8 protein-coding genes are annotated in these 12,935 nt (G+C 65.2%); 6 read left to right on the top strand and 2 right to left on the bottom strand.

Annotation, left to right across the window (positions count from 1 at the left end):
• The first annotated feature begins 525 nt into the window (after positions 1-525).
• Positions 526-4,020: a hypothetical protein gene (locus tag IMZ11_RS21720; RefSeq protein ID WP_228644191.1), complete on the top strand. Its 3,495-nt coding sequence runs from the start codon at positions 526-528 to the stop codon at positions 4,018-4,020.
• Positions 4,021-4,186: 166 nt separating this feature from the next.
• Here IMZ11_RS21720 and IMZ11_RS21715 read toward each other — a convergent pair whose 3' ends face one another.
• Both IMZ11_RS21715 and IMZ11_RS21710 read right to left on the bottom strand, forming a co-directional pair.
• Positions 4,187-5,110, bottom strand: a complete 924-nt coding sequence (locus IMZ11_RS21715) for an IS3 family transposase (RefSeq protein ID WP_228644190.1) — start codon at positions 5,108-5,110, stop codon at positions 4,187-4,189.
• Positions 5,107-5,478 (bottom strand): transposase, encoded by a 372-nt coding sequence (locus IMZ11_RS21710; protein ID WP_228644189.1) that lies wholly within the window; start codon positions 5,476-5,478, stop codon positions 5,107-5,109. Before IMZ11_RS21710 ends, IMZ11_RS21715 begins: the two co-directional genes overlap by 4 nt.
• 120 nt (positions 5,479-5,598) lie before the next feature.
• Between IMZ11_RS21710 and IMZ11_RS21705 the strand changes: the two genes are divergently transcribed.
• From IMZ11_RS21705 to brxC, 5 genes are all read left to right on the top strand, one after another.
• Positions 5,599-6,809 (top strand): IS3 family transposase gene (locus IMZ11_RS21705; RefSeq protein ID WP_228644188.1). Its coding sequence is split into 2 segments (ribosomal slippage): positions 5,599-5,908 and positions 5,908-6,809, totalling 1,212 coding nucleotides; the frame shifts between segments, so codons are not numbered across the junction.
• Between the two features lie 453 nt (positions 6,810-7,262).
• Positions 7,263-7,871, top strand: a complete 609-nt coding sequence (brxE, locus tag IMZ11_RS21700) for a BREX-6 system BrxE protein (RefSeq protein ID WP_228644187.1) — start codon at positions 7,263-7,265, stop codon at positions 7,869-7,871.
• A gap of 104 nt (positions 7,872-7,975) precedes the next feature.
• Positions 7,976-8,650 (top strand): hypothetical protein, encoded by a 675-nt coding sequence (locus IMZ11_RS21695; RefSeq protein WP_228644186.1) that lies wholly within the window; start codon positions 7,976-7,978, stop codon positions 8,648-8,650.
• Positions 8,647-9,303 carry a DUF1788 domain-containing protein gene (locus tag IMZ11_RS21690; RefSeq protein WP_228644185.1) on the top strand — a complete coding sequence of 219 codons (657 nt, stop codon included), beginning with the start codon at positions 8,647-8,649 and terminating at the stop codon, positions 9,301-9,303. The genes IMZ11_RS21695 and IMZ11_RS21690 overlap by 4 nt, the downstream gene beginning before the upstream one ends.
• 10 nt (positions 9,304-9,313) lie before the next feature.
• Complete coding sequence (gene brxC / locus IMZ11_RS21685; RefSeq protein ID WP_228644184.1) at positions 9,314-12,931, top strand: BREX system P-loop protein BrxC; 3,618 nt, start codon at positions 9,314-9,316, stop codon at positions 12,929-12,931.
• Positions 12,932-12,935: the final 4 nt, after the last annotated feature.

Here is a 12,935-nt window from a genome sequence, read left to right as displayed (position 1 = left end):
CAGAAATCAGACCGGGACCTGGTCAATTACGTGAGCACAGGGCTGCTCAATTCTGTGATCGTCCACACCTTCACCCTGGATTCGGGAGCTCGGCTCTCCCTGGTTCCCGACCTCACGGCCGGGACCTCTAACGACGCCGCAGGCTTGGCTTCATGCTACGGACCGCATCGTTGCTCCCCCATGAAAGGGCCTTTGACGCTGGGCTTCGACCCCGCCCGTTTCCAGACGAAACCGCCAGCCTGCTACCGAGCCTCCTGGCAGCTACCCGGACCGGACTTCCACCGGCAAGCGATGACGAGCTTACGAACAGCAAGATCCACCGCTACGTCACGGCTTCACCTCCTGCTGGGCGCACGAATCATCGAGGCTAGTGGTACGACTTGCGACTAAACCTCCACAGTTGTCCCATTTCACCTCCGCTGCCCGAAATCGATCTCCCGTAATGTGCGGGAACCGCCGCAACTGTCGCGTATCTCTGAAAGAATTCATGTTGCTGCTGCGTACTGGCCGGACGAAGAGGATCCTGTGTCCATCTCCCCCAAAGATCGCAAGGTGCTCTGGACACGCGCGTGCAACATCTGTGCCTTCCCGGGGTGTAGGCAGGAACTCACCATCGATGATGCCGACGCGAGCACTGGAGCGGAGCTTGTCACGGTGGTCGCCCAGGAGGCCCATATCCGGTCTGCCAGGCCCAAGGGGCCGCGCCACGACCCTGCTTACCCAAAGGACAAGCTGGACACGTACGACAATCTCATCCTGCTCTGCCCGACGCACCACACGATGATTGATGCGAACAACGGAGCTGGCTACAAGGTCGACGCGCTCATAAAGATGCGGAGCGACCATGAGAAACAACAAGCACGCCGAGACCGGATCGGCAATACCATCCGCGCCTATCTCGCCGACCAATACACGTTCGATAATAAGGTTCTCTTTGAGCAGGTCGACCTGCACGGCCCGAGCGTCGACTCGATGTTCGTGGACGTTCCCTTCGGCTGTCGACCTGACGCCAGAGTCGCCGAACTCATGGGGCGCATCGCTACCGAGCATCCAGGTGATCTGGAGGCGGCTGAGGGCGCCGACGACCAGATCGTGACGGGCGCAGCGCAGGCTCTGTTGCACCCTGACTGGTCGGGCAGCGCCCTTCTCGTCGGGGGGCCTGGCCAAGGCAAGTCGACGCTGCTCCAATACGTTTGCCAGTTCCACCGGGCCCGACGGCTTGGCCATGACACCTACGACGGCAAGAAACAACAGCTTGCCGAAGTCACTAAGGTGCCGCGCGTGCCAATTCGCTTGGACTTACGCAATTACGCGATGTGGGCAAGCCGTCAGACGAGGGACCTGAAGCCTGCGAAGAGCGACCGCCCGCGCAAGGGCGACGACAAAGGCAGGAACGACGCTCAGCAGTGGCCAAGCATCGAGGAGTACATCGCTTCGGAGATCAAACGACGCAGCGGCGGCCTGAGCTTTGAAGTAGACGACTTAGCCACACTCGTCTCGACGGAGGCAGTTCTCATCGCGCTAGACGGACTCGATGAGGTGGCCAACCTTAAGCACCGCGAGATGGTCAGCGACGAGATTGTTGCAACGCAGGTCCGCCTGGAGCAGGCGTCGCCGGACCTCGTCGTCCTGGTCGGCACGCGGCCGGGCGCCACGACGTCAGCCCTTTGGTCATCGAGTGCCTTCCCGCGGCTGAACCTGCGGCGGTTGTCTCAAGGACTCCGGCTGCAGTATCTGCAGCAGTGGGCGGTGGTCGCCAGACTTACACCAGAGGCCACGGATAGGCTGCAACAGACGTTCATGGACAACCAGCACGTGCCGCACATCCGGGAGCTGGCGGCGTACCCAATGCAGCTCGCGATCTTGCTGCATCTCTTGTATCGGCGGCAACTGCTGCCGCAACAGCGCACAGAGCTCTACAGTGAGTACCTCAAGACGTTCCTTGATCGGGAGCAGCGTGAGGACAAGGAGCCGCTACTCGCCCAGGAGCGGCAGATCATCGAGGACATTCATGCGTTCTTGGCTTGGCATCTCCAGACCTCAGCCGAGGAAGGTCAAACGGCCGGGGCGATCAAGCGTGAACACCTCAAAGCGCTGCTTCGCGAGCACCTCGCAGGCCGTGCGGACGGACAGAAGCTGACCGAAAAGCTGTTCTCGGCCTTCACGACGCGGGTTCTGTGCCTGGTCGAGCGCGACACCGGCATGTTCCAATTCGAGGTGCAGTCGTTGCGCGAATACTTTGCCGCGCTCTACATTTTCGAGAACGCAACCATCAAAGGCCATAGAAACTCACGCGACGACTGCCTCAACGCGCTCCTGGTGCGCCCGTACTGGTCCAACGTCTGTCGGTTCTTTGTGGGTATGTTCTCCAAGGGCGAGGTGCGCGGCATCCGGCACAATCTGCGCCAGTTGAGCAAGGATCGCGACCTCGGCCTCCATCCGATGCTTCGTTCGACTGCCGCGTTGTTCCTGAACGACCGGACATACGAAGGGCAGAACGACGACCCAATTCGAGAGGTCGTTGACTTCATCCTTGAAGGCCCTGGAGTGGTGTTGGCTGAGGACGGGCTGCTCGACGTTTCGGGGTCAGCACTCTTTCTGTCTGAGCGCGCGGGTCGTTCCCAGGTGGTAGAACACGTGAAAGAACGGCTCGAAGACGAGCAGTCCCCAGTCATGCGGGCGACGTTAGCGGCCTGCCTTCGAAGACATGCTGTTTCCTACGACAACCTTGCGGACTGGTGGTGGAAGCACCAGCAGTCGAACTGGGCATGGCTGCAGACGGCTGGTCAACTTGGCCTGCTCAGCGACTTGTCACCGCGGCGGGAATCAGACTTGGCCGCACTACTTCGAGTCGTCACGTCGGACACGGTCTGGGCGACCGAAATACTGCAGCAGGGCGGCTACAACGGTACCGCCGACGATGTCCTCATCGTGGTGCGGAATGAGATCAACGATGGCGCCGGCGATGCTCTTCTTGGCTGGGACCCGACAACTCCGGTTGGGCAACTCGTCGAAGGCGCGGCGGTCGCGCAGCTTCTCCCGTCACTGGCGACCGCAGTAGACAGGACAACTGGATCAAGCGCGGCTCTTACACAGGTTCGGCGCAAGTTCAGCGACAGCCTGCTCGCAGAGGTCGTGAGCGCCACAAACAAGCTGCGTGAGCATCCCGGAATGTCGGCGAGCGATCAGGAGTGGCAGGACCGGCTCATCCAGGTGGCCGAGGTCTGGGGCGACGGCTGGGTACTCAGGCAGGCAGTCGCCACTATCTCGCTCGGTGTCGACCTCGCCACCATTGCGGACATGGTCAGGTCCAGGCATCCGGAATTGGCGTCGGCTCTGAAGGTCGAGGCCGAGATGCGTGACAACCGAGGGAACGTGGACTGGTGGCATCAGCGCTTGGCGATGGCCAGGGAAGAGTTGGAGTCACGTCATTGGGTCTTTTCACTACTCACCCGGGGACACCAAGCGGTCCTGATCGGGCTCGCTGGTCAGCTCAACGAGTTGGTCGATAGCTTGGCGCCAAGGCACTACCGGGCTATGCGGGAAGGGCTCAAGGCGTACAGCAGATTCTCCGCAGCCCGCAAGTTGACGCTCCAGGGCCCACTACGACTAAATCAGATCCAATTGTCACCAAAGCTCCTGTGGCTGGTGCGCGTCGTCGCGACCGAGGGCAGCGTCGAGCAGATCGACAAGCGCCTCGTAAAGGAATTCACACCGCTGCTCCACCCTGGCATGGGCGACCTGCGCGAACTAGTCGGCATCGCTGGCAAGGGGAAAACGATCAGGTTTGATGTACTGCGAAACTGCCGTTCGGTCCTGCCTGTGGGTGGCTGGGCGAGCAACATCAAGCTTGGCTCGATGCGGGTGAAACTGCCGGATGAAGTGCTCCGAGCGCCCGCGGCCTGGCCGGGCGACCTCGTGCAGCGAGCCGTCGAGGAGGTGGAAGGACGCATGACTGCCTACCGACAGCCGATCGCGTCCGTCGCAAGTGCTGACGAGTGGTTCCAGGAGACTAATTAGAAGGGCCGCCAGGCGCACGGCAATATGTCATTCCGCAACGATGCGATGCGAGGGTCGAATTCGGCGCGTATGTCGGGGCTTTGGTTCACGTTTTGCATGAGCCACGTGGTCATGGCGACCTCCCGAATACGACGCAATGTCAATCCCCTGAAAACGTGGAGACGTCCTATGCCACAGCGGCCCTCAGCAGGGCCGTTGAAGTGTGCCTCTTCTCGGTCATCTGATGCTCGAATGTGATGGGCGACAGTCCATCGTTGGCGCTGTGCCTCCTTCTTGTGTTGTAGAAGTCGGTGATCCAGGTTGCGATCTTCACGCGGGCTTCGGCCCGAGTTCGGAGGCGCTGCCGGTGCACGTACTCGACCTTGAGCGTGCTGTTGAAAGCCTCGGCCGCGGCGTTGTCGAGAGCGCATCCCACCCGGCCCATCGACTGCACGATGCCGTGCTTGCGGCATTCGGCCTGGTAGCGGGCAGCGGTGTACTCCGACCCGCGGTCGGAGTGAAAAATCACCCCGTCCACATTCCCGCCCCTGGTGGCCACCGCCATCTGGAGTGAAGCGACGGTCAGTGCCGCGTCGTGGTGCTCGGACATGGCGTAGCCGAGCAGCCGGCGAGAGAACAGGTCCTCAACCGTGGCCAGGTACAGCGGCCCTTCATCGGTGTCGATCATTGTGCCGTCGCCGACCCACAGCACGTCCGGCGCGACCGCGGTGAATGTGCGGCCGACCAGGTCCGGCGCCGCTCGCCGTTTACCCTGCCGGGTCAGCGACCGGCGCTTCTTGGGCGCGCGGCCGGCCAGCCCGAGCTCAGCCATCCGGGCTGCGACCGTGTTCTCCGACACCTTCCAGCCCTCGGCGTGCAGGTCCTGCGTGATCCGGGGCGAGCCGTAGGTGCCGCCCGATGCCGCAAACAGGCGCTTGATCTCCTCATCCAGGCGCGCCCGCCGCTGCTCACGCGCCGTCGGGGCGGTCTGGCCGATGCGGTTCTTCCACTTGTAGAACCACGACTGCGACACCCCCAGCGCCCGGCAGGAGGTGGCATGGTCGATGTCATGGTCGGTCTTCTGAGAGCAGATGAAGGCCGCCACGCTCACCGGCCCATCGCCTCTTTCACCCACAAGACCACTGAGCGCTTGAGAACATCACGCTCGTCTTCCAGCTCAGCGCGTTCCTTTTCCCACGCGGCCTTCTCTCGAGCGTGCTCCTTGACCAGCTCGGCCTTCTCCCGCCGCAGCCGCGCCAGCTCCTCGTTCTCGGACTCTTTCAGCGTCCCGCCTCCGCCGTTGTTACCGCCGGCCTGCCCGTTGGCGTGCCGGTCCATCTGCACCCAGTTGTGCAGCGTGTACTCGTTGATACCAAGGTCCCGCGCGACGTGCGAGACGGGTTTGCCGGTCTCCTTGACGATGCGCACCGCTCCGGCCCGGAACTCCGGATCAAAGCGGCGCCTCGTGGTCCCTGCCACGACCAAACCTCTCCCGGTCCGGTCTCCACGCTAGGAGGGGAAGCTCAGTCGGAGCCTCCCCCTGGAGCGTGGACACCTTGAGTGCCAGATCATGGAGATCTGGAGACCAAGGAGTTCCTGGTGGTCATGAAGGTCTACCCGCCTGAGTTCAAAGCCGACGCCGTCGCGCTGTACCTGTCAGATCCGGCCCGGACGATCGCCTCGGTGGCTCGGGATCTTGGTATCAGCCGTGAGACGCTGCGGCTGTGGGTGCGCCAGGCCCAGGCGGCCGGCACCGCACCGGAGAAGGCGAAGCCGGTGCCGAAGCGCTCGAACACGCCTCTACCTTCTGGCGATGTGGAAGAGGAGAACAAGCAGCTCAAGGCCCGGATCCGGGAACTGGAGCTGGAGCGTGACATCCTGCGCCGGGCGGCCAAGTATTTCGCCGGGGAGACCAACTGGTGAGTCGCTTCCAGTTCGTCGCCGACCACGCCAGCGCCTTCGGCGTGAAGCGACTGTGCCGAATCCTTTCCGTCTCCCGCTCGGGGTTCTACCGGTGGCGGGCTACCGCCCCGGCGCGGGCGGCCCGCGCTCAGGCCGACGCCGAACTCGCCGCGAGGATCAAGAAGATCCACGCCGAGTTCGACGGCACCTACGGCAGCCCACGCGTCACCGCCGAACTACGCGAGGGCGGCGTGCACGTCAACCACAAGCGGGTCGAGCGGGTGATGCGCACCCATCGCATCGTCGGGCTGCACCTGCGCAAGAAGGTTCGTACCACCGTGCCCGAGCCGGCGGCTCAGAAGGTGCCCGACCTGCTCAAACGGGACTTCACCGCACCCGAGCCGAACCAGCGGTACGTGGGTGACATCACGTACCTGCCTGTCGCTGAGGGCCGCTTTCTGTACCTGGCGACGGTGATCGACCGGCATTCACGTCGGCTGGCGGGCTGGTCGATCGCTGACCACATGCGCACCGAACTGGTGGCCGATGCGCTGCGGGCCGCGGCAGCCATGCGGGGTGGGGATCTGAACGGGGCGATCTTTCATAGCGATCATGGGGCCCAATACACCTCCGCTGAGTTCGCCGCCGTGTGCAGGCAGCTGGGAGTGCGCCAGTCGATGGGAACGGTGGGCACGAGTGCGGACAACGCGCTCGCCGAGGCATTCAATGCCACGTTGAAGCGGGAGACGCTCCAGGGTGCCAGGTTGTGGCCCTCCGCCCGGGCGGCCCGGCTGGCGGTCTTCGCCTGGATAGCCCGTTACAACACCCGAAGGAGGCACTCGAGCCTGGGCTATCTCAGCCCGATCGACTACGAGAAGCAGCCCGATAAGGTGCTACTCGCCGCGTAACAAACGGTGTCCACACTTCGGGGGGAGTCCCCGTCGGTTCCTCTCGTACTCCTCTCCATCACGCTCACCGGACCCGCACCATCTGGCAGTACTGGCACGTCCCGGCTTTGTCAGGGCTGCTCTCGCCCTCCCCGGCATCACCCGGATCAGGCTGCCCTCAGCTTCACCGACCTGCTGCGACAGGCCGAAGGCGAAGGTCTCCCACCTCCGCTCAAATCACAGCGCTTCACGGCGCACGCCACTGACTGAACACACCCCTCGACGCCGATCACGGCCAGCACGCCGACGCGCCTCAGTCTCCGAGGCAAACGATGCACCGCGGAGATCATCTCCTCCAACGCCGGGCCATTGTGTTAGTGCCTCCCGCTATGATGGGTTCTTGCCAGCCCCAGGAATCACTCCAATGGGGAACATGGCTCACGTGTTGCTGGTGGGGGCGAATAAGGTCGGGCCATGAGTGTGTTCGATGTGGAAAGCGCGCCGGTTGCCAGCCATCGGGAGCCGATTCCGCTGTCGGACATCGACATGGCTCTCACCTCGCAGCTCGTCGTGGCGTGGGCGGGTGAAACGGGAGAAGAGCATAGGCTGGGCTGGTGGCGCTGTGACCTCGCATCCGAGTACGGCGGCGAGGACCTATTCCGTCGCCTGCTGCCGTCCACCTGGCGCTGGGCCACGCTCCAGGGCGCGCGCGAGGCCGCCCGGCGGGTCGATGCGGAGCTCCGGCGCCATGACCATGAGCCCGACCGGATCGTCTCGCTCTTCAGCCTGGGCTTCGAGCTGGACGAGCGGATCGAGGAGCGCCTCGCGGATCTGAAGCGCTCGGGCCGTACGCCGGACGAGGCACTGCCGGGCCTCGCGATCACCCATGACGGCTGGCATCCAGATAGTTTTTGGGACTGGGTCGCCGGCCACGGCGAGGCAGGCGGAACCGCCTTCCCGGCCGGGCGGCGGCTCAGCGGGAGCCTCCCAGCTACCGTGGGTCAGCAGGCACGCAGGCTCGTCGCAGGGCTGGCGCCGGCAACCGAGCGCTATCCGCTTCCCCACTTCAGGAGGGCGCTGTGACGGTCCCGCGCGAGACGACCCTCGTGCACACGCGGCTGTCACGGTGCGCCCTCGAGGTGGAGGACTCACGTGCCTTTTGGGCCCGCGCCGATGGAGCTACGCACGTGGGCGCCCAGCAGGCATTCGACGAATACTGGTTCGGAGCCCGGAGCCTGGCGCGCGTCGAGGTCCTTCTCGCCAACATGCGAGCCCGCTTCAGCGCCTTTCCTGCGGCACTCGCCGTCCTTCACGGCTGGCAGCACATGTTGCCGGAGACACGCCGGGTTATCTGCCACTGGCACCTGCAGCTCAGCGACCCGCTCTACCGGCGCTTCACGGGCATCTACCTGGCAAAGCGCCGTACGGGGACCCGGCCTGAGGTAACCCGGGACCTTGTGGTCGCCTGGGTCGGGCGGCACGGCCCCGGCCACTGGACGATGACGATGCGCATCCAGTTCGCCAGCAAGCTCCTTTCCGCGGCGTACTCAGCCACCGTGGTGACGTCTAACCGGGATCCGCGCCCCATTGGGACGCCGCGCGTGCCAGACGAGGCTCTTGAGTATCTCCTGTACCTGCTACGCGAGACGGAGTTCGAGGGGAGCCTCCTCGACAACCCGTACTTGAGATCGGTCGGCCTTGACGGCGCCATCCTCGAAGAGCGCCTGCGCGGGCTCCCCGGACTCGCGTTCCGACGGCAGGGCAACCTCACCGACTTTGGCTGGCGCCACCAGGACCTGCATGCCTGGGCAGCAGCCACCCTCCGCGATGGCACCTCGCGCCTGGCCGGGGCCGCCCTGTGACCCTGCCCCTGTTTCAGCAGAGCCCACTATTCCAACATGGTTCCCTGCATGAGGCGTTCATCGCACTGCGCCGGGACCTCATCCACGAGGACGGCCCACGCATCAGCACGATGCGCAACTACCGGTTCGCCATCGTGCAGTACGAGCCGGCCGAGGAGTTCAAGCTCCGCAGCGAGGTGCAACACCTGACCACCGACCTAGCCGCGAACGGCTGGATGGTCATCTCGATCAGTTTGCAGAAGCTGTTCATTGACAGGGTTAGGGCGCAAGGCCAGGACTGGATCGACCGAGTCGTGACCATGGAGGGTCGCCTGTCCGGCACCGACCCGGAGCGCGGGCTGAACTACCTGAAGTCGAAGGTCTCGCCCCTTATCGAGGGGCCGGACGGCATCGCAGCTGACTGCTCCCGCCTCGTCTGCGAGTACGCTGACCGGCACCCCGACAGCATCGACCGGACGGTCGCCTTAATCGGGCGCGCGGGAGCGCTCTACCCCTTCATCCGGTCATCAGCCCTGCTGCGCCACCTCGACGGCAAAACACGCAATGTTCCGGTGGTCCTGCTGTATCCGGGTGAGCGGCGCGGCCCGACCGGGCTCTCGTTCATGGGCATTCTCAATCCGGACAATGACTACCGGCCACGGATCTATCCCTGAGGGACCCCCCATGCTGATTCGCGACCTCTTCGCCTCCGACGTCACACGGGACATCCCGCCTGTCGTGTACTTCCACGAGCAGGCTCCGGACAAGCTCGCCGCGGAGGTGTCCGAGTACATCGTCACCGGCGGCTGGCCCGAGGGCCACCCGAACCACCGTCGCGTGCCGCAGGGCATCCATGAGCAGTACGTCAGGCTGCTGACAGGCATCGCCACAGAGCTTGGCAAGCCCGGTGGCCCCGAACTGCCCAACGCCTGGATCTCTGGCTTCTACGGTTCTGGCAAGTCGAGCTTCGCCAAGCTGCTCGGCCTCTCCCTCGACGGCATCGCGCTGCCGGACGGTGGCTCGCTCGCGGAGGCATGGCTGCAGCGGGACACCTCGCCAAAATCCGCCGAGCTCCGTGCAGCGTGGAACGCGGTGCGCCAACGTATCGATCCACTGGCGGTCGTCTTCGACATCGGGTCCATCGCGCGCGACGGCGAGCAAATCCACGCCGCAGCGGTGCGGCAGGTCCAGCGACGCCTTGGCTACTGCATCGAGCCCCTCGTCGCCGACTTCGAGTTGCGCCTAGAGCGCGATGGGGAGTGGTCTCGTTTCGAGGGGAAGGCCCAGGAGGTACTCGGCAAGCCGTGGGCGAGCGTGAAGGAGAACTCGCTGGCCGAGGAGGATTTCTCGCACGTCATGAGCGAGCTTTATCCCGACCGGTACACCGACCCCATGGCCTGGTTCACCAGTCGTGCCGGCACTCACACCCGCTCCGAGTCGCCCGAGGAAGCCGTGGCGGCCATCCGCGACATGCTGAAGTTCCGCCGTCCGAACGCCACTCTCTTCCTCATCATCGACGAGGTCTCTCAGTACGTTCTCTCCTACCGGGATCGTGTTGACCGGCTGCGCGCCTTTGCGACGGCGATCGGCGCCACGCTCCGCGGACGAGCCTGGCTGGTAGCGCTCGGGCAGCAGAAGCTCGACGAGGAGGCGGACGACTCCTTCCTCGTCTGGGCGAAGGACCGCTTTCCCCCGAGCCTCCGTGTCCACCTCGCGCCGACCAATATCAGGGACGTCGTCCACAAACGGCTCCTGCAGAAACGGACCGAGGCCGAGGAGCCACTTCGCGCCCTCTTCGAGAGCAACCGACCCGACCTCAAGCTGTACGCCTACGGCTGCGAGTCAGTGACTCCGGAGGAGTTCATCGAGGTCTACCCGATGCTCCCCGGGCAGATCGACCTTGTCCTACAGATCACCACCGCCCTGCGGACCCGCTCGGCCCGAGCCCAGGGAGACGACCAGGCGATCCGCGGCCTGCTCCAGCTCCTCGGCGAGCTCTTCCGCGGCCAGCGCCTCGCCAATCAGCCGGTCGGCGGGCTGGTGACCCTAGACCAGATTTACGAGGTGCAGCACACCGCGCTCGACGCCGACGTGCAGGCCTCGATGGCCCGCGTGCTGAGCCAGTGCACGGCTGACACGGACCGGCTCCTGGTGCGGGTGGCTAAGGCGGTGGCCTTGCTCGAGCTCATCCAGGAGACCAAGGCCACCGATGCGAGGCTCGTGGCGCAGTGCCTCTACGACCGGGTCGATCGCGGCAATCAGGTGGCCGCCGTGACCGCGGCGCTGGAGGAGCTGCGCCGCCGCAATCTTCTGGGGTACTCGGAAAAGCACGGATACAAGCTCCAATCCTCTGCTGGCGAGGAGTGGGAGCGCGAACGCCGCGACATCCCCGCCCCGCGCGAGGCCCTCAGCGAGATCGTCCAGGACGGGCTCAAGTACCTGCTCGCCACTCCCGATCGCCCGCAGCTCCAAGGTCGGTCGTTCCCCTGGGCAGGACGGTTCTCCGATGGCCGTCGCGCCGACGACGTGAGCCTCCTTGATCCGCGCGATGACGCCGCCGTCCGCGTCGATTTCCGCTACCTGGCCATCGAGGAGCGCACCGAGAGCACGTGGGTAACGCGGAGCGGCGAGGCCGCGCTCCACGACCGCCTTGTCTGGCTGTCCGGCGACAGCGAGGCCGTAGGCGAGTGCGCGCGTGAGCTGCACCGCTCGCGCGCCATGGTCAAGAAGTACAAGTCGCGCCGCGACTCGCTGAATCCCGCCCGCAGGCTTCTGCTCCAGCAGGAGGAGAACCGCGTCGAGGATCTCGACACGCGCGCACGGGACACCATCGCAGCGGCGTGGATGGCCGGACGGATGTACTTCCGGGGTCGCGGCATCTCGCCACAGGACCATGGCGCGACGTTCGCCATCGCGCTCCACCAGGCGGCAACCCGGGTGCTACCTGACCTGTTCCCGCACTTCATTCCTACGCAGGTCCAGCCATCCGAGCTTCTCCAGCTCGTCGAAGCCGAGCTCTCCGGCCCGTCGCCCAAGTTCCTCACGGGCGATCTTGGCATCCTCGAGCTCGACGCCGGACGGTACGTCCCCTCGTGTAGCGGCGTCGTGGTACGCCGCGTCCAGGAGTACATCGAGTCGGAGGGCGGCAGCAGCGGGACGGCGCTCCTCGCCCGGTTTGGCGGACCACCCTACGGCTACACGGCGAACGTCGTAAAGGCCTGCGTCGCGGGCCTGCTGCGCGCCACCAAGGTACGCCTGCAGCCCGAGGGCGGCGACGAGATCACCGCCATCCGCGACGCCGGAGTGCGCGACCTCTTCGAGCGGGACCGCGACTTCCGGCGCGCAACCATCTTCCCGGCCGGCCAAGACGATATCGGCTTCCAGTCGCGGGCGCGCATCTGCAGGTTCTTCGAGGATCGCCTCGACTCCCGCATCGATCGCGAAGACGATCAGATCGCCAACGCGGTTGTGCAGCACTTTCCGGCACTCGCACAACAACTCCGGGACGTCCAGAGCAGACTCAACCAGCTTCCCGGCTCACCCGCGGGACCAGCGGCGCTCGGCAGGCTCGGCAAGGCCCTGGAGATGTGCCTTAGGAACTGCCGACAGACCAGGCCGACTGTGCAGGCGGTCAAAAGTCACCTCGACGCACTGCAGGACGGCGTGTCCACCCTGCAGCTCTACGGCGCGGAGCTGACGGACGATGCCATCCGGGCCGTCAAGGACGCTGACCGAGTGCTCGCCTACGAGGCGGCTCAGCTGACGGACGCCGGCATCGAGCCCACGAATGTCAAGGTAGCCGCGACCCGCGTATCCACGCAGCTCGCGGCGGAGCGGCCCTGGCTCGACATCAGCGTGCTCGACGAGGATCTCACCGAGATCCTTGCCTGCTACCGCGCGGAGCGGCAGCGGCTGCTCCAGTGGCAGGAGCAGCAGGCGGAGGCGGCCCGTGGCCGTATTCGGGCGCGCGACGGCTTCAGTACCCTCACGGCCGATCAGGCGCACAGCGTGCTGCGACCCTTCACGGGGGCGGTTACTGACACCACCGCCGAGGCGGTCGCGCCGCCGCTCACTGCCCTGGCAGACCCGTTCACGGTTGCGTTGCAGCGCGCCGAGAACCAGGCGAACGACCTCCTCGACGAGATACTGAGCGCAGGCAATAGGCCGCTCATCGCCCGCGTCGACTTGCAGCTGCGCAATCGTGAGGTCGCGACGGAGGCCGACGTACAGGCGCTGGTCGAGGAAATCAGAGGACGCCTGCTCGAGCAGGTACGGGCCGGCGCCCGAGTGCGGATACTGTGACCAA

The organism is Microtetraspora sp. AC03309 (assembly GCF_020826795.1).
In the GTDB taxonomy this organism is placed as follows: Bacteria; Actinomycetota; Actinomycetes; order Streptosporangiales; family Streptosporangiaceae; genus Microtetraspora; species Microtetraspora glauca.
This window is presented reverse-complemented; position numbering and strand designations above follow the sequence as displayed.

What these genes read in the sequence shown, in the direction of transcription:
- brxC (WP_228644184.1), top strand. Translation starts at nt 9,314, where the DNA reads ATGCTGATTCGCGACCTCTTCGCCTCCGACGTCACACGGGACATCCCG.
- brxE (WP_228644187.1), top strand. Translation starts at nt 7,263, where the DNA reads ATGAGTGTGTTCGATGTGGAAAGCGCGCCGGTTGCCAGCCATCGGGAG.